18 protein-coding genes and 1 riboswitch are annotated in these 17,681 nt (G+C 41.6%); of the genes, 4 read left to right on the top strand and 14 right to left on the bottom strand.

Annotated features, from left to right (window positions below; translation table 11 throughout):
• Positions 1 to 187 precede the first annotated feature (187 nt).
• The 4 genes from PQ578_RS01230 to PQ578_RS01215 all read right to left on the bottom strand — a co-directional run bounded on the left by PQ578_RS01230 (position 188) and on the right by PQ578_RS01215 (position 7,490).
• On the bottom strand, positions 188 to 5,707 hold the full coding sequence (locus PQ578_RS01230) for an alpha amylase N-terminal ig-like domain-containing protein (protein ID WP_273831820.1): 5,520 nt from the start codon (positions 5,705 to 5,707) through the stop codon (positions 188 to 190).
• 166 nt (positions 5,708 to 5,873) lie between these two features.
• Positions 5,874 to 6,266, bottom strand: a complete 393-nt coding sequence (gene gloA2 / locus PQ578_RS01225; RefSeq protein ID WP_430622274.1) for an SMU1112c/YaeR family gloxylase I-like metalloprotein — start codon at positions 6,264 to 6,266, stop codon at positions 5,874 to 5,876.
• Positions 6,267 to 6,340: 74 nt separating this feature from the next.
• Positions 6,341 to 7,108, bottom strand: coding sequence for an SDR family oxidoreductase (locus PQ578_RS01220; protein WP_420541499.1), 768 nt, complete (start codon positions 7,106 to 7,108; stop codon positions 6,341 to 6,343).
• Between the two features lie 88 nt (positions 7,109 to 7,196).
• Positions 7,197 to 7,490, bottom strand: coding sequence for a hypothetical protein (locus PQ578_RS01215; RefSeq protein ID WP_273831817.1), 294 nt, complete (start codon positions 7,488 to 7,490; stop codon positions 7,197 to 7,199).
• Positions 7,491 to 7,716: 226 nt separating this feature from the next.
• A riboswitch (cyclic di-GMP riboswitch) is annotated at positions 7,717 to 7,814 on the top strand.
• Between the two features lie 22 nt (positions 7,815 to 7,836).
• On the opposite strand from PQ578_RS01215, the gene PQ578_RS01210 reads away from it, so the two are divergent.
• Entirely contained in the window at positions 7,837 to 7,956 is a 120-nt protein-coding gene (locus tag PQ578_RS01210) for an anti-repressor SinI family protein (RefSeq protein WP_098445355.1), read from the top strand.
• A gap of 112 nt (positions 7,957 to 8,068) precedes the next feature.
• A complete protein-coding gene (locus PQ578_RS01205; RefSeq protein WP_159786228.1) occupies positions 8,069 to 8,404 on the top strand; it encodes a helix-turn-helix domain-containing protein in 336 nt (111 codons plus the stop codon).
• 120 nt (positions 8,405 to 8,524) lie between these two features.
• Here the strand turns inward: PQ578_RS01205 and PQ578_RS01200 are convergent, their stop codons facing one another.
• Both PQ578_RS01200 and PQ578_RS01195 read right to left on the bottom strand, forming a co-directional pair.
• On the bottom strand, positions 8,525 to 8,788 hold the full coding sequence (locus PQ578_RS01200; protein ID WP_273831816.1) for a hypothetical protein: 264 nt from the start codon (positions 8,786 to 8,788) through the stop codon (positions 8,525 to 8,527).
• A gap of 12 nt (positions 8,789 to 8,800) precedes the next feature.
• The gene (locus tag PQ578_RS01195; protein WP_098445358.1) at positions 8,801 to 8,923 is read right to left on the bottom strand and encodes an anti-repressor SinI family protein; all 123 of its coding nucleotides are present in this window, start codon (positions 8,921 to 8,923) and stop codon (positions 8,801 to 8,803) included.
• 309 nt (positions 8,924 to 9,232) lie between these two features.
• On the opposite strand from PQ578_RS01195, the gene PQ578_RS01190 reads away from it, so the two are divergent.
• The gene (locus tag PQ578_RS01190; protein WP_273831815.1) at positions 9,233 to 9,574 is read left to right on the top strand and encodes a helix-turn-helix domain-containing protein; all 342 of its coding nucleotides are present in this window, start codon (positions 9,233 to 9,235) and stop codon (positions 9,572 to 9,574) included.
• Positions 9,575 to 9,609: 35 nt separating this feature from the next.
• Here the strand turns inward: PQ578_RS01190 and PQ578_RS01185 are convergent, their stop codons facing one another.
• The 8 genes from PQ578_RS01185 to spoIIQ form a co-directional block, all read right to left on the bottom strand.
• Positions 9,610 to 9,783 (bottom strand): hypothetical protein, encoded by a 174-nt coding sequence (locus tag PQ578_RS01185; protein ID WP_165998598.1) that lies wholly within the window; start codon positions 9,781 to 9,783, stop codon positions 9,610 to 9,612.
• 231 nt (positions 9,784 to 10,014) lie between these two features.
• A complete protein-coding gene (gene fabZ / locus PQ578_RS01180) occupies positions 10,015 to 10,437 on the bottom strand; it encodes a 3-hydroxyacyl-ACP dehydratase FabZ (RefSeq protein ID WP_098445360.1) in 423 nt (140 codons plus the stop codon).
• A gap of 18 nt (positions 10,438 to 10,455) precedes the next feature.
• Complete coding sequence (locus tag PQ578_RS01175) at positions 10,456 to 10,740, bottom strand: DNA-directed RNA polymerase subunit beta (RefSeq protein WP_273831814.1); 285 nt, start codon at positions 10,738 to 10,740, stop codon at positions 10,456 to 10,458.
• A 36-nt stretch (positions 10,741 to 10,776) separates the two neighbouring features.
• Positions 10,777 to 11,778 carry a rod shape-determining protein gene (locus PQ578_RS01170; protein WP_273831813.1) on the bottom strand — a complete coding sequence of 334 codons (1,002 nt, stop codon included), beginning with the start codon at positions 11,776 to 11,778 and terminating at the stop codon, positions 10,777 to 10,779.
• Positions 11,779 to 11,917: 139 nt separating this feature from the next.
• Entirely contained in the window at positions 11,918 to 12,190 is a 273-nt protein-coding gene (gene spoIIID / locus PQ578_RS01165) for a sporulation transcriptional regulator SpoIIID (protein ID WP_048311390.1), read from the bottom strand.
• A gap of 329 nt (positions 12,191 to 12,519) precedes the next feature.
• Positions 12,520 to 14,181, bottom strand: coding sequence for a sodium:solute symporter family protein (locus PQ578_RS01160; protein ID WP_098445363.1), 1,662 nt, complete (start codon positions 14,179 to 14,181; stop codon positions 12,520 to 12,522).
• 12 nt (positions 14,182 to 14,193) lie between these two features.
• Positions 14,194 to 14,493: a DUF4212 domain-containing protein gene (locus PQ578_RS01155; RefSeq protein WP_098445364.1), complete on the bottom strand. Its 300-nt coding sequence runs from the start codon at positions 14,491 to 14,493 to the stop codon at positions 14,194 to 14,196.
• Between the two features lie 450 nt (positions 14,494 to 14,943).
• Positions 14,944 to 15,846 (bottom strand): stage II sporulation protein SpoIIQ, encoded by a 903-nt coding sequence (gene spoIIQ / locus PQ578_RS01150; RefSeq protein WP_273831812.1) that lies wholly within the window; start codon positions 15,844 to 15,846, stop codon positions 14,944 to 14,946.
• A gap of 324 nt (positions 15,847 to 16,170) precedes the next feature.
• Here spoIIQ and PQ578_RS01145 point away from each other — a divergent pair, with 324 nt between their 5' ends.
• On the top strand, positions 16,171 to 17,658 hold the full coding sequence (locus tag PQ578_RS01145; RefSeq protein ID WP_273831811.1) for a glycosyltransferase: 1,488 nt from the start codon (positions 16,171 to 16,173) through the stop codon (positions 17,656 to 17,658).
• The last annotated feature ends 23 nt before the right edge of the window (positions 17,659 to 17,681 follow it).

Here is a 17,681-nt window from a genome sequence, read left to right as displayed (position 1 = left end):
CGAAGGGGGTCAGGTACGAACCAGACCCCCTTCGCTCCTCTTTCACCCACAAACCCATACCCACCATAGCTATTCAGCTTTTTTGAGGTGTTTTGCTATTGAAAAAGTGTCCACCTGAGGTGGACACTTTTGGGGTGTTGTCTTTTGGAGGAGTCAGGCTCGAGCCTGACCCCTAATCTACTACTCTTTACCTCTCCATCATTTCCTTGACCACTTTCTCACTAACCGCTCCTGTACCACCTAAAATCGTAAATTCGTTTGCTTTTAACGTTCCAACAGCTTCTTTCGTAGTTTCAGGTAATTTGTCTGGCTGTACTAGAAGCACTGTTGCTTCTTGTTTTGCAGCAAGGACTGATCCCGCTAAGGCATCAGCGAAATCCATACCTGTCGCTACGAAAACGTGATTCGAAGGATTTAATTCTGTTGCCACTTTTGCGGCTGTACCAAAGCGATCTTTGTCTGAATATCTTGTTGGTTTTGGAAGAAGACGCGATACTTTTTCGCTCACAACTCCCGTGCCTCCTACTACAATCGTGCTTTCTTTTGATTTTAGTACTTTTTCCGTTTCATTCGGAAGCTTTTCTTTCATTGTAAAAAGAATCGGATAGCCCTTTTCTGCAGCGTAGGCACCAGCTGACAAAGCATCAGGAAAATCGAGTCCATTTACAACGATCGCTTTTTTTGAATCACCCATACGAGCTGAGATATTTGCGGCCGTTTCAAATCGGTCATGCCCCCCAATTCGATCGACTTTGATACCCATTCCTCGAAGTTGATAGACAACATAATCTGACACGACGCCTTCTCCTCCTAAAATAATCACTTTCCCTGGAGAAAGACGCTGAATTTCTTTTTTAGTGCTGCTAGTCAACTTGTCCTTACCTGTAAGCAGAATAGGCGCATCTAATTGATAAGCATAAGGGACACCAGCAAGCGCATCTGCGAACTCATCTCCCCTTGCCAGGATTATCGTGTCTGCTTTTTCCCAGCCTTCTTTAGAAATCTCAACTGCCGTTTCATAGCGGTCTGAACCTGACAACCGCACAGGCTCTTTCGCCTCCGCTTCGCCAGCATTCGAAGTCACTTTCCACGTATATTTCTTCGTATTCTTTCCAATTGCGCCACCATCGTTGTTAAAGATTGCGGTTTTATTTTCTTCTGATGGTTCAATCGTGATCGGTATTTCATTCTCGCCATTTTCAAGCGTTACTTCATGCGTAAATGTCATATCCTCATTTACTGCCACTTTTTCACCATTGATCGTCAGGTTACCTTCTTTAATCGCATTTCCTTTAAACGTAACCGTGTCACTTTCCATAACCGCACCATTTTCAGGCGAAGTCACGACAACCGGCATGTCGATCCAGCGGAGAATTTCATCCTGTACGACCATTTTATTACTACCCTGGTTCGTTACCGTTACTTTAAGGTCTGTGCCTTCCGCTCCGTAACCATAGTAGCTCACGTCATCGTCTGACTTATCGTTACGTGTATGGTCAGCAAGACCCTCTTGATCCCACGATTCTCCTTTTACATATTTGTACGTTAAAATCGTCCCTTCTGGGAAAGACTTTTGGATCTCCCAGTCTGGGGACACCGCTCCGTTACGAGACATTTCCCATGCGCTCGTACTCCAGCCATTTTGATCACCTGGCATCGTTACTTTCGCGCTAAGCGGCGTATCGTCTGGTGCATGCACTTTAAACGTGACGTCAACCATGACAATATCTGGCGTAACCTTCACTTCATTCGAAGCCGTTTGATTTCCAGCTTGATCATACGCCACAATCCGATACGTGTACGTTTTTCCGTTCTGCACAGCAAAATCGGTGTAAGTCGTCGTCTCTGCATTTTCGATGAGCTCAAGTGTTTGGCCATCACGCTCCACTGCTAAAAGGTAAGCACCGTCAGCGCCATCAAGCTTCCAGTTCAACGTCACTTGACCGGACTCTTTTAGTGGCTCCTCTAATTTCACCGCATCCGCCGGTGCTTTCGTATCCTCTTCATTTTGCGTAAACGTCACTTCTTCGATGTTCGTTGTTTTCCACGTTGCACCACGATCGGTTGAAAAAGCAAGTCGATAAGCATAGGTGCCTTTTTCGATCGGACGGAAATTAGCTTTAAATTTGTTAAATGCGCCATCCTGTCCCGTATAGGTTGCCTTCGACTCCTGCCAATCACCGTCACCCTGCTTCACTTGAAGCTTTCCAATTAAGCCTTGTGCAAGGTCAGTTTCAGTAGCGCCGTCAATTTTCACACCCGCTTCAATCGCAAAGGCGTTTGCTAGATCGAGCACCTGGTCTGGGGTCGCAGTAACAGATGAGATCTCATACTTTCCTTCTTTCCACTCAATGTGTGGAATCGTTGGTTCTGTTGTTTCTACCTTAACGGACTCATTTCCATCTTCATCTACTGCCGTTACGGCAAAATAGTAAGCCTGGCCATTTGTTAAGCCGTCGATGGTCAGGTCATTGCTTTCTGTCACATCCACTGCTTCATACATCGCCCCTTGAAGCGTTGAGCGATACACCTTGTACTTCGCTGCATCACCAGTCCATGAAAGAGTTGCGCTTCCTTCTCCGGTAGCGACTTTTAAATCACTTGGTGCTTTCGGAAGTTCAAAATTCTGTCCTTGATCCGCAATTAGCATGCGGCCAGTCATCGCAGGGATTGTGACAGATACTTTACCGTCTTTAACCGATACGCTGTAATCCTTCGCAAGTCCATCAGTAAAGGAGATTTTATTTTTCACAACATCTTTTACATCTAGATCAATCGTTTGTGCTTTCGTGCCGCGGTTCACTGCAATGATTGCTGCACTGTCTTCATTCGTACGCGCAAATGCATAAACATCGCCTTCTGCATGTAGCGTTGTGAGCTTTCCATATGCCAGTAGATCTGTATTTTCAGTACGAATTGCTCCTGCAGCTTGATAGTGATCGATCAGTTCTGTATTCTCATCACCCCATGGATACGTGCGGCGGTCATCAGGATCTTTAGAACCCGTTACGCCAGCTTCATCGCCATAATAAATCGTCGGAGCACCAGGGTAGCCCATTTGCAGGACAGCAGCTAACTTTAGACGCTGCACGCCAAGCTCATGATCGTAATTCGGATCAAATTCTGCTCGCTCATACGTATCCGTTCCGCCGCCAAGAACGTAAATGGCACGCGGCGTATCGTGAGATCCCATTAAGTTCATAAGCGCATGGAACGCTTCATCAGGATAATCTTCCTGTACCGCCATCAGCTTCTCATCTGCACTCGCGGCATCTCCGCTTTTCAAGAAATTGAGAATGGCGCCTTCAAACCGATAATTCATCACGGAATCATATTGATCGCCAAGGAAGTATTTCGAAGCATCATCCCATATTTCACCGAGAATAAGCGGCTCTTCCCCTTCTTTTAACGTTGCGCCAGCACCGGCCATTTCTTCAGACTTTAATTCATCACGGAACTCTCGCCAGAATTCCATATCCACTTCATTCGCCACATCAAGGCGCCAGCCGGACGCGCCATTTGTTAACCATGATTTAGATGCAGAATCTTTGTCGTACATAATGTAGTCCGCAAATTTTTCATTATTTAACTCGCTGTCGTATTCAACAGCATCACCTTCAACACTTTTTATTTCAGGAAGGGAATCGTAGCCCCACCATGCCTGGTAATCGTAACGTTCATTCCCATTTTCATCCGTTACTTTTTCATTTTTAAGATTAAACCAGTTGTGGAAACCGTATTCGTCATTAAACGTTTGCCCCTCATCCTCGAGCTGTTTACGCGCTTCTACTTTCGCCTCTTCTTCACTCATACCGTCTTCATTCATCAGGTCATAAATGCGAGACCAGTATTCATAGGCACCAACTACCTCATATTTCCCGTAGCGGTCAAAATAGATGGAGTCATCGCCAACGTGATTAAACACGCCGTCCATAATAAGATGCATATCACGTTTTTCGAGTTCATCTGTAAACGCTTTAAATTCTTCCGGTGTGCCAAACATTGGATCAACCGCTTTCCAATCCGTTGCATCATATTTGTGGTTTGATGCTGCCTTAGCGATTGGATTTAAATAGATCGTATTTACACCGAGTGATTGGATGTAATCGAGCTTTTGCTGAATCCCTTTAATGTCGCCACCAAAGAAATCATTGCTCCAAATCCCATCCCCATCGTAGTTGGCACTATCTGAAAGCCTTGGATTATCCGGTAGCTCTCCCCAATTCTGATCTTCAATTGGCTCAGGACCACGCGCCGTTTCCTTTGCATCGTCATTGCCTTCATTTCCATTGTAGAATCGATCAGGGAAAATTTGATACACAACAGCTTCCTTCATCCAGTCTGGCGTTTTAAAACCTGGATCAAAGACCGTTAATTGATAGAGCTCTGCATTCGCATCCACTGCTTTACCTGCTTCACCCTGCTTCGTATCTTCTCCGTATTCCGCTTTAGCCGAACCATCACGAACGATAAATTTATAGCCGTAAAGGCCTTTTTCTTCAGGGGTTACTGTCGCTTCCCAATAATCTTTTCCGTCAGAAGTAGCGGCTTTTTCCATTGCAATTAGATTGCTTGTACCTGTATTTTGATTCTTAATGTAAAGATCGGCTTTTGTTAAATCATCTTTCTTTGCTGCTAGACGTAGGGTTACTGTCTTTCCTTCTTGCACAGCACCAAATGGAGAGCGAAACGCTTCTTCCCACGAGTTATGTAGAAGACTTGCTTTCGAAATGGCGCCATCTGATCCTTCCGCAGTATAATCTGTGCTTACTTCTTTTGTTTCTGTATTAAAAAAGAACGTAACGTCCGCCTTTTCAATCACGTTTAACGTTGCATTATCTGCAGGGTAATCTTCTCCCCACGTATCTCCAAGCACGACTTTATACTCATAGTTTCCTTTAGGAACACTTGTCGAGAAGGAATAAATGTTATCATAATCGTCATCAGAGAACAGCGCAGTGGACTGTTCAGGACTCCATTCAGCCCCTGCATCAATCGCAGGTTGGATCGAACCAACTAGTCGTGGTTGTTTATCTATCTTTACAGGGGTATAAGTCGTTGAGTTCGCAATGGCGTGCGTTTCATCATGATAATAAAACGTCACTTTCATTTTTTCATCTAGCGTTAGTTTCAGATTGTTCGAACCATCTCCATAGCTCTCTCCCCACGATTGGTTGATCGCTATTTTATACTCATAAGTTCCAGCTGGAAGTTCACCAGAGAATTCATAAAATCCGTCTCCTTTTGCTTCCATCTTTGTTTCCTCAGACGCTGGATCCCATTCTCCCGTTGCTCCAAGCTCGTCTTGCAAATCCCCAACAAGGGTTACAATCCGTTCATCTGTCGTCTCACCAATTGTAAACGTACTGTTATCGCTACCATTTGGATTTAAAGGATCTTTCATCCATTCATCCCCTACGATAAATTTGTACTGATGAAGTCCATCGGATAAATCATCTACCGTTAACTTCCAGACACCCTCTACCTTCTCGAGTGGTAGCGCTCCTTCCTGCCAATTGGTGAAATCACCTGCTACAAGAACGGATTCCTCGCTCCCATCTCCTTCGAAAATAAACGTTGCTGACGTTCCATCAATAACAGGACTACTAGCTGCCTTCACTGTTCCTGGAATAGCCCCAGCAAGCAGTTGTACAACAAGAATAATGACCAGTGACAGTGAAAGTTTTCTTCGATTACCCCTTTTCATCCTTTTCCCCCTTAAAGAAAATGTGAAACCGTTTGCACAAAACAATAAAAACAAGGAAATCGCTTGTCTTTAAAAATAAACCAACGATTCCAACATTTAGCAAACGCTTTCACTCTTTATTTTGTCACAGGTTTTAAAAGGAATCAACTATTTTTAGAATATTGTTTCATTTCTCATATAGTTCAATTGGCAGACCGTCTGGATCTGCGAAAAAGGTAAAGCGCTTGTATGTGAGCTCATCTACTCTTATGTTTTCAAGTGATGAAACGCCATTTTCCTTAAGGTGTTGCACCGCCTCATCAAGATCCGTTACTTCAAACGCCACGTGTCTTAAACCTCTCGCTTCAGGGTAGCTCGGTCTCTCAGGGGAGTTCGGAAAAGAAAACAATTCAATTTGAGTATGTTCCCCTACAGCTAAATCGAGTTTGTACGAATTTCGTTCTTTTCGATACGTTTCTTCGATGATTGATAATCCCAGCGTATTCGTATAAAAATGCTTTGATCGTTCGTAATCCGAACAAATAATGGCCACATGATGGACTTTTGTAAACAATTTGATCACCTCTCTTCCACGATAGTCTCGAGATGTTCTAACGTCAATAAGAAAACCTGACTCACGGCCAGGTTTTTAGTTTATAACAGCGATTCTGCTCCATCAACAAACATCGCTGTGCCTGTAACATGACTGGATGCTTCAGAAGCTAAAAAGTAAACCACATCCGCTACTTGTTCTGGAGAGCCTGGCTTTTGCTCAAGAGGATGACTTCCTTCAGGATATTCGACCGGGATTTCGATGTCTTCCACACTTTCTTTTTTATCGGTATTCTGATCAATGTTTGTTTCAATCGCACCAGGACAAATCGCGTTAACGCGAATGCGATACTGAGCCAGTTCAAGCGCAGCCATTTTCATAAAAGCCACTTGTCCTGCTTTGGACGTACTGTAGGCCGACATGCCAAAGTTTGAAAAAGTGCGATTGCCATTAATGGAGCTTGTAATAATTATGCTACCTCCGTTTTCTTTCATATAAGGAATCGTGTGCTTGACCATTAAAAACGTACTTCGCAAGTTTGTTTCAATCGTTTGATCCCACTCCTCTACCTTCATTTCTTCAATTGGATTGAGCGTTCCGTTAATCCCGGCATTATTAAAAAGAATATCAACGCGTCCCCATTCGCTCACAACTTGCTTTAATCCGTATGTAACCCGTTCTTCGTCGGAAACGTCCACATCAAGTACGAATGCTTCACCTCCGTCATTAATAATTTCTTCCTTCACTTGTTCTGCCCGACTTTCTTTTAAATCAAATAAACAAACGCGAATCCCTTCTTTCGCCATTCGCTTAGCTGTCGCTTCTCCAATGCCAGAACCTCCACCTGTAATCACTGCCACCTTGTTCATGTTCATAACCTCCTTTTTTCTGCCTATTCCCGCTGCTACATTTTTTTAGACCGTTTTTTGAAAATAAAAAGAGACCTGCATAGGCCTCTTATTGCTGATCTTCCGTTTCATCATTCGGCTGTTTCTCGGCGTCGTCCATATCGCCTTCCTCCATATTGCCATCTTCATCTTGATCGCCTTCTTGTTTCCCATTCTGATTCATCGTGTCGTCATCTTCTTCATCAATTGTTCCATCGTCTTCATTCACATTCTCTTCATCCTCAGGCGTATTCTCCTGCATTTCTGGATCTTCAACAGGACCTTCTTCTTCATTTGCATTGGAGCATGCTGCTATGTTCAATGCAAGTAAACAAGTAACTAATGATAACACCCACTTTTTCAAAATAACTCCTCCTTGTAGCCGTAATAGTGGTATTTTTGCCATCTCTTTGAAAAATATGTATCCATGAAACCACCGGCTGCAGATGAGGATAAATTAAGCTGCTTTTTTACAAAAATAGTCATAAATAATTGTTATTTTTTACAATTTTCTACACCTTTCGTAGGTTAAATGTCCTATGATGAAAGTAGTTATTTTCGTTAGCATTCGTTAATCGTACAACGTATCCTCCAGAAAAGGGCAACTATTTTTGAAAAAAAGTAGACGCAAAGTAAACAGATCTAAGGAAGTTGTTATTGGAGCTTCTATGATGGCTGAACTACCTGGAATGAGTTGAAGGAGGAGTTACATGGGCGTACATACGGAGGAAAAACTTGATGAAGAATGGGTTGCACTAATCATTGAAGCGAAAGAACTTGGCATGGATATTAACGAAATTAAATCATTTCTTCATCAAAATGGAAAGTAACTCTAACGAAAGCGGCATCGCATTATGCCGCTTTCGTTCTATTTACGGAACAAAAACATACTGGTATAATTAATAATAGAAAGAATTTTGTCGAAGCATCGGAGGGATGAACGTGATCGGGGAAGAAGTTAAAAAGTATCGTTTACGCAAAGGATTATCACTTTCAGAATTAGCAGAACGCGCCAACGTCGCGAAATCGTATTTAAGTTCCATTGAACGAAATATACAATCAAATCCCTCTATTCAATTTCTAGATAAAATTTCAAATGTACTGGATGTTTCAGTCGAAGTACTTCTTCAAGGGGATGATCCCATTCATCAAAGTGAATTAGACGCTGAATGGAAGAAGTTAGTGAAAGAAGCGATGGAATCAGGTGTTAGTAAAGATCAATTCAAGGAATTTCTTGAATTTAATAAATGGCGCGCAAAGCAGGGGCCTCATCAATAAAGTGTCATGCAAGAGCCGACACCTTTTGGTAGGCTCTTATTTCATTTACAAATAAGGTCACGCTAGTACAAATCTAGAGAGTAAACCGGGGAAGCTTGATTAAATCTTATGGTCCTTTTCTTACTCATTATGAGGCGAAATGGTTTGGTTTTTAATAATTTCACTTAGTTCCTCATACATCTTTTGTTCATCCTCGATCAGTCCCTTGATGTCCTGATCTTTATTTTCGAGACTGTGAATTTTCTCTAGAATAAAAGGCAGATCACAGTTGCCTTTATATTCATCGTTAATGTAGAGCTTGGCGATTTGTTCATCAACCGCTATCACTTTGATTCTTTTCCCTAGTATATAGGATACAAACGTCCCCTCACCTAATTTAATCACCATCATTCCTCCTTACTTTTTTGAGGAATTGATTAAAAACCGCTTCACTTCCTCCTTAGACAAACCTATATTTCTTGCGATTGACATAAGGGTCACCCAATCCTGATCCAATTTTTCGTCAGTATACGTTCTCATTCCCCATCCCCCTTATCAAATTCAGCAATTACCGACACTAATAAAGAACGTTTTGTTCTTTATTTAGAATGTACATCTAATATAGTCTTATTTTGGAAGATTAAAAAGAGTGAAAATTCATTATATTAAGCTGTATTTTTGGATAAACTTGCTATTTTCTAACAAATCCTCTACTATTCTTAATTTTTCACAATTTTATCTTTCATTCTCTCTTTCATTTATAAAATCTATGACTATTGTTCTGTTTACAGAACAATGCGTTCTTGATAAAATTAACTCATTAAATAATGATAAAGTCGAGGTAAAGGGATGATCGGTGAAAAAATTAAACTTTATCGGAATCGAATGGGATTGTCTTTGACAGAATTAGCAAAGCGGGCAGGGGTAGCAAAGTCCTATCTAAGTTCCATCGAGCGAAATCAACAGGCAAATCCTTCTATTCAATTTCTTGAAAAAATCGCAGCGGAACTTAAAGTGCCGATTGAGGTATTCATTCTTGAAGAAGATTATGAGGAACCTGTACTTGATACAGAATGGAAAGAATTGATTGAAGAGGCCATGCGCTCTGGCATTACAAAAGAAGACTTTGCGGATTATTTAGAGTTTAAAAAGTGGCAATTGCATCACGGAAAAAGCGAGCCGGAAAAATAGAAACTCCTGTCCAGGATGGACAGGAGAGAAAGTTCTTATTCAGCAGAGTTCTCGGAGTTTTCGTTAGCTGCGGGCTCTTCGGTGTTACTTCCATTGTTCATAGAGTTGTTGCCGTTTTCTGAATCATTTTCACCGCTGTTACACGCTGTGATTAACATAACAGCTACTAACGAAGTTGCAATTTTGAGCATGAATTTCTTGTTATTCATTTCCAAAATTCCTCCCTGAACTCGATAAGTTTTTACCGCTATTTAACGGTTGAGTAAATCATATCAGGTCCAAAAGGGAAAATGTTGAAATTTACATAGTCTCTATGATGGTTTTACAATACGGATAAGTGCTTAACATGCCAACAATAATTCCGTTCCGGGTCTAAAAATGAATCCTCCCTTCTTGTGTCAAAATACTGACACAAGAAGGGAGGATTCGCTCTTTTATACTTACTTAAGGGCAAACATAATTTCAGCTTCAGCAGCAACTTCACCATCAACAGTGGCTGTTGCTTTTCCTTTACCAATCGGTCCTTTAATGCGGATGATTTCCACTTCAAGACGAAGCTGATCACCTGGTTTCACTTGTCTTTTAAATCGGCATTTATCAATGCCTGTAAAGAAAGCAAGCTTCCCCTGGTTTTCTTCTTTCTTAAGCATCGCCACTGCCCCTACTTGAGCAAGTGCTTCTACAATCAAAACTCCTGGCATAACCGGGTAGTCCGGAAAATGGCCATTAAAGAATTCTTCATTTGCTGTCACGTTCTTAATACCGACCGCACGTACTTCTTCTTCTACTTCAAGAATTCGATCAACAAGAAGGAAAGGGTAGCGATGCGGGATAATCTTTTTTATTTCCTGACTATCTAACATATCTTATTCTCCTATCTGTTACTCTTCTTTTTTAACAATATCACTTATCTTCACCCAGGTGCTCTTTTTAAACACATCGCCAGGGCTACCATCACCAATTACACCGTAACCGATCATCGCCCCTGCAAGAAGGGATGCCATAAGCAAGAGGGCAACGAGAAGAAGGCGTAGCCAAATGGGGATTAACCGCACCTTTGGCTTACGCTCTTGCTCGTCGTGATTCTTATTCGTTTGTGCGGCCTCTTTATTAAGAGTGACTTTTTCTTCAGAGGACTGGTTCACCTTTTCATGGTTGTTCGCCATTATGATTACACCCTTACGAATAGTTTCGGTTCAAATTTAGATTAATTTTTTCTTAGCAATCTTGTCAATATGTTCAAGCATAAGGCCTGTCCCTTTTGCAACACAGCTCATTGGCTCTTCTGCTACGAGAACTGGAACCATAAGCTCCTCAGCAAATAGCTGATCGATCCCGTGAAGTAGTGCGCCTCCACCTGTCATAATGACACCACGGTCGATAATATCCGCTGAAAGCTCAGGAGGTGTACGTTCTAGAACGCTCTTAGCAGCCATCACCATGTGGGAGATTGGCTCTTGAAGTGCCTGCTGAATTTCATCAGATTTTACAGTGATTGTCCGTGGAAGTCCTGATACCATGTCTCGTCCACGAATATCAAGTTCTTCTTTCCGGCCGCCTGGAAATACCGTCGCTACATTGATCTTAATTTGTTCTGCTGTTCGCTCCCCGATGAGAAGCTTATACGTTTTCTTGATGTAATCCAGGATTTCGTAATCGAACTTGTCCCCTGCCATTTTAATGGAAGAGGCGGTGACAATATCGCCCATTGAAAGCACTGCGATATCTGTCGTTCCACCGCCAATGTCCACAACCATATTACCGCTTGGCTGAAAAATATCCATGCCAGCGCCAATTGCAGCTACTTTTGGTTCTTCTTCAAGAAATATTTGTTTCCCACCGCTTTTTTCAGCAGCTTCTTTAATCGCTTTCTTCTCAACAGATGTGATGTTCGTAGGCGTACAAATTAAAATACGCGGCTTTGATAGAAAGCTTTTTACATTAATTTTGTTCAAGAAATGTCTTAGCATCACTTCTGTAATATCGAAGTCTGCGATCACGCCATCTTTAAGTGGACGCGTTGCAACGATGTTTCCAGGAGTCCGGCCAACCATTTGTCTTGCTTCTTCACCAACAGCAAGCGCTCTTCCAGTACTCGTGTCTAGTGCTACAACAGACGGTTCATCTAAAACAATGCCTCTGCCTTTCACATAAATCAGTACGTTCGCCGTACCCAAATCGATCCCAATATCACGTGAAAACATGACGTATCCTCCCTGTATTCTAACACTCATCTATAGTTTCAGTACTAGTATGTTTAAACTACATATCCATTAGTATATTGTACCATAAATTAAGAAACAGGAAGAAAGTATTTAGAAAAAATTGTCGTTTTTAGGCGCATTATTTGACAGCTTCTTCTTTTTCCGTATCCTTTCTATATTTTATTCTCGTTGCTTCGCCGCCGCGGAGATGGCGTATCGATTTATGATACTCGAGAATGCCCTTCACCTCATTGGCGAGGTCCGGATTAATTTCAGGAAGTCGTTCTGTTAAATCCTTGTGAACAGTACTTTTAGAAACGCCAAATTCCTTTGCGATCACCCTCACCGTTTTCTTAGTCTCCACGATGTAATTTCCAATCTTGATGGTTCGCTCTTTGATGTAATCGTGCACACCACTCGCCTCCCTAAATTGGATGTGAGAGATGCGAAATGAGACTGATAAAGTGATCATGCTACGAAGCTCTAGTCATCAGGTGACCTACATGATGTCAGGAGTATTGCATGCAAGAATACTTCGAAGCCTTACCACAACTTCTCACCTCTGCCCCTCATTTACTAAGTTTTGTAACATTTTATTAAAGCAAAGGTGGTTATATTCCTAAAAGTCAAGAGGGACAAGGGATTTTATTTAAATATTCTTTTAAATGGACCATGTTGGTTTTTTTGTATGTTACGAAACAAGAAAAAAGAACCTCCAGTTTACAACCGGAGATTCTTCTTTTAGATAACCTCATCGTCTTTCCATACCTCTCCATCTCTGAATGTAAGCTGTTCAGGATACCTGAGATCCATCACTTCATTCTGAAGCTTCTCAGATGGTGGTTTTGTACTTAACGATACGATGACATTTGTTAAAATGGCTGACGTAGCACCGAAGATTCCTGCTCCAGTGTCAATAATGCCTAAAATCGTAAAGCCTCCGTACTTTGCAAGGAAAATGTACGTTAAGGTGACCAATAATCCTACGATCATCCCTGCAATGACACCTGGTGCATTCGCTCTCTTCCACCACACCCCGAGTATAAGTGCTGGAAAGAACGTTCCTGAAGCAAGTGCAAACGCCCAGGCTACAATTTGCGTGATCACTCCCGGTGGATTTAACGCCACGACTCCCGCTACAATCGTCGCAATCAAAATAGACCAGCGCGCAACAGACATCCGCTTCCGCTCCGTTGCCCTAGGATTAATGATGCGGTAGTAAATGTCATGAGAAAACGAAGAGGAAATTGCAATCAGTAACCCACCAGCCGTCGATAACGCAGCAGCCATCGCTCCTGCTGCGACGAGACCAATCACAAAAATGCCTAAGTCAGCAATTTCAGGTGTAGCCATAACCACAATGTCATTGCTGATCGCAATCTCTTGCCACTGGAGAATGCCATCTCCACTCGTATCAGCCATCGTTAGAAGTCCGGTATTCACCCATTTCTCCGTCCATGCAGGCAAAGAGTCGATCGGACTGCCTGCTACTTGTTTCATCAAAATAAAGCGAGAAAAAGCCGCATAGGCTGGAGCAGATAAATAGAGGAGACCGATAAAAAGTAGCGCCCATGCGCCGCTCCACCGTGCTGCTTTCATCGTAGATACGGTATAAAAGCGAACGATAACGTGCGGCAACCCAGCTGTTCCAGCCATTAAACTAAACATAAGGGCAATAAACTGCCACTTTGACGCTGATTCGAACGGTGCAAAATACTCAGAGATTCCGAGCTCTCGATCTAATTCACCAAGTTCTGATACGACATTCCCATAGCTTAGCCACGGAATCGGGTTATTCGTAATTTGAAGTGACATGAAAATAACGGGTATTAAGTAGGCAAGAATTAAAATAATATACTGCGCCACCTGGGTCCACGTAATTCCTTTCATCCCCCCAAATGTCGCATAGATCGCGATAATAACGACTCCTATCATAACGCCCACTTTGGCATCTACTTCAAACAGTCTTCCAATTACCACGCCTGACCCTGCTAACTGACCAATCGAATAGGTGAAGCTAATAATGATTGTTGCAATGGCTGCGATAACTAAGGCTGTTTTGCTTTGAAAACGATCGCCAATAAATTCCGGAACCGTGTAACGCCCGTATTTCCGCAATTGCGGCGCTAACAGAAAGGTTAACAGCAAATACCCTCCTGTCCACCCCATAATATAAGCAAGCCCATCATAGCCAAGAACCATCACTGTTCCAGCAAGACCGATGAATGAAGCGGCACTCATCCAGTCCGCTCCGATCGCCATACCATTGTAAATCGCGGGTACGCCTCGACCAGCAACAAAGAACTCGGACGTTTGACGTGCGCGATTAAAGACGGCAATCCCAATGTATAGACCAAATGATGCGACAATAAGTAGTAGTGAAACTAGAAATTGTGTATCCATCCCTTATCCCCCTTATGATTGTAAGGTTTGTCCTTTCGTTGCTTTCACTCTCTTTTCGACTAACCCATACTTTTGATCAATTCTGTCCGATATGTAAGCGTTAACAAATAATAGAATAATAAAGACAACAATCGAACCTTGCGCGCCCATAAAATAATGAAGCGGGAATCCGTTAAACGTATATTGCGCAAGCGTTTCAGCAAACAGTACCATTCCAAAAGACACGGCAAACCAGAAAAAAAGTAAGATCGAAATCAACCTTACTCTCGCATGAAAGTAAGCATCTGCCATTTTCTTATCAATCTTTTTCATAAGTGAACCTCCTAACTATTTTAAGTTAAAAATAAGTTCGATTGTTTCGACAAAGCCAAGCGGAACTCTAGCAATCTCAATAATAAAATAGATTCCCATGAGGGCAATTGGGATTAGTAAGTATACGCCTTTTCGCTTTTTGATTGTAAAAATTAAACAGACTATAGCAGCAGCTAGCAACACGTATAAAATAAGTAGTCTCTCCTTTCTTGTTTAATTATCTGAATTTTCTAAAATACACTTCTCATTATGTTTCTACCATACGAGGAAGTCAATGAGACTAACTTACCAGTAACTGTCTATTGCCACATGACAATAGACCTGTGTTCCCGACACAAAGAAGCGAATCTTTCCAATCGATAAGGAATGATAGCGCTATTTCCCGGGAAAGGTCGAATGGTGTCCGATATCATTCCATACAAAAAGCCCCCGATCACTCGGGGACTTCTGTTATTCTGAATCCTTTGTATCTGATTTTTGATCGTCCGATTTCTGCTCGTTGCTTTTTTGCTCGTCGGATTGATCCTCGTCAGCACTGTTTGCATCTTCTTCGGCGTCTTTCTCAGCATCCATTTCGGATTCTGTACTGTTGTCCTGATTTTCAACGTCAGTACCTTCTGAGGCTGATGGGTTTGAAACTTCGTCACCAGCGTCTGGCGCTTCAACTGCTGAGGAAGGCTGGTTTAACACATCAAGTGGGTTAACCGGCACATCATCTTTACGTACTTCAAAGTGTACGTGGACACCTGCGTCTGTATCAAACGTGTTTGTTCCAGCTGTACCAAGCTTTTCGCCTTGCTTTACAGTATCGCCTTGTTCTACTTCAAGAGCTTCAAGCGATTCATAAACAGTCACAACACCATCGTTATGTTCTAAATGAACAACATTTCCAAGTAACTGGTCGTTCGTTGCTTTCACAACCTTACCACTCATCGCGGCTTTGACATCAAAACTAGCGCCATCTTCTTTAGCATAGTCGATTCCTGCGTTCTGGTAGTAGGTATTATTATAGAAAACAAGGGCTGCTTGTTGTTCTTCCGTGCTAGCTGATGTGTCATAGAATTGTTTCTGCACAAATACGCCACTATCTTCGGATGCAGGTACTTTAAAGACTTCTGAATCACCAAGAACTGGAACAGACTCGTCATTTGTGTCAAAGGCACTTCTTTCTTCATCAATTCCACTTAAATCTTTTGCATTGTCTTGCCCGCCTTGCATCCATAGAACGGTTGCAAGAACAATTGCTGCAAAACCAAGATAGACTGCTGGATAAATCCAACGTTTTCTTGCTAGCTTCTGCCATTTAGAAGCGCTTTTTTCAACAGGATGAGATCGTTGTTTTTCGTCTCCCATTTGTTCATCACCTCAGCAACATTGTGGTCAGGTTGCGAGATTTATATACCTCTTATGAAAAAAAGTTCTATTTATTTTTCGACAAAGGGATTTCTTTTATGCATCGATTTGAAATTTCTTTGTTTCCCTTAATAGATGAAAGCATGATATTACTGATTTAATTACCCAGTTCTTTACTCAATATGTAAGTGTTTCTTGTATCTATTTTGTTATCTATTTGTAAGAATGATTCCTTAGGCAATAGGGTATATAACCTTTATACGCTTTTGACAACAAAATCTATTTTGATAACATCAAAATGATCATAAAGGGGATTAACAGATAATGAATTACGTGATTACGTCAACACTGCCTGAGCAATATGGAGGCAGAACAAAGTCCCTCCTTGACCGCACGAAGAAACTAGTTGAGCAAGCTGACATGTCATATACAATTATTACAACAAACTACAACCCATACTACGGAGAGATCTACGAGCAGTACTATAGCCAGAATAAAGTTCCGCGCTCGGTAAAAATGATTAATATTTACGATTATCTGGCCAATCGTTCTTATTCAGGTAATAAAGTAGAGCAACCAATTGAAGAAGAAGGCCTTACGTATCGTGAAGTAAAGAAAAATAAAGCCTATCGCTTTTTTGAAAACGGAGAGTACGTTCTTTATAAAAACTATGATACGGAAGACGGCTCTTTGAAATTTATCGACTTTATGGATCCTTACAACCGTAAACGGGCCTGTAGAAAAGAATTTAATAGCCTTGGGAAATGCCATAGAAAGATTAACTACAAGCAAGGAACGACAAATAAGCTTGAAGAAATCTATTATGATGATGCTGGCAATGCTTATGTAAATAAAACGTTTGATGGTTCAAATGAAAGTAAGTTGATTCGCATGCATCTCTTTAGTGGACAAGACATTCTAGAATTTAAAACAGAAAAAGACTTCTTCCGCTATTGTCTTGAGCACATGATAGAAGATGGTTCTACCATTATTAATGATGCTCGTCTTCTTGATAAACCATTGTGTGAAATGAAGGGAAATGACGTAACGAAAATCGCCATCCTTCACAATACACACCTACAAAGCGAAGACATTCATGACGTCAAATCGTCTTATCAGTATTTGATCGAGCATGCGGATGACGTTGATCATATTGTTGCGTTAACTCATGAACAGAAAAAAGATCTCTCTCATCATATCTTTAACAATGAAAAGATCAGCATTATTCCACATTCCATTGCTCCTTCCACTAAAAACAAAAGTGTTCAGAAGCAAAATAAATTTGTTTTTATCGGCAGGTTAACCGATGTGAAACAACCTGATCATTTAATTGAAGCCTATCAAATGGCGAGAGAACAGCTATCTGACTTTACGCTTGATATTTATGGAGAAGGACCGGTAAAAGAAAAGCTTGAAGAGCAGATTAAAGAATACAAGCTTGAAAACCACGTAACGTTAAAAGGATTAACCGATGATCCAGAAGGTGTTTTTGCTTCAGCAAAAGCTTCTTTCCTCCCGAGTCAGTATGAGGGATTCGGGCTTGTGATTATGGAAAGTCTGAATAACGGGTGTCCTGTTGTGGCTTACGATATTAAATATGGTCCGAGAGATTTAGTAAAGGATCATGAAAATGGGCTTATCGTTGAGAAAAACAATATTGAAGCACTATCAAAAGCAATGGTACAAGTAAAGGATATGGATTTTGGAACGATTGACGTCGAGAAAGAATTCCGAGAAGAAGCCTTTGTATCAAATTGGAGTGCTCTTCTAGGTAAACAACAGAAAAAATTTAAGCTTCCCTTCTTTAACTAAAGTCTCTCCAGAAAAAGACCGCT

Source organism: Guptibacillus sedimenti, assembly GCF_028610665.1.
In the GTDB taxonomy this organism is placed as follows: domain Bacteria; phylum Bacillota; class Bacilli; order Bacillales; family Guptibacillaceae; genus Guptibacillus; species Guptibacillus sedimenti.
The sequence above is the reverse complement of the archived record's forward strand: the minus strand, read 5'-3'. Positions and strand labels throughout refer to the sequence as shown.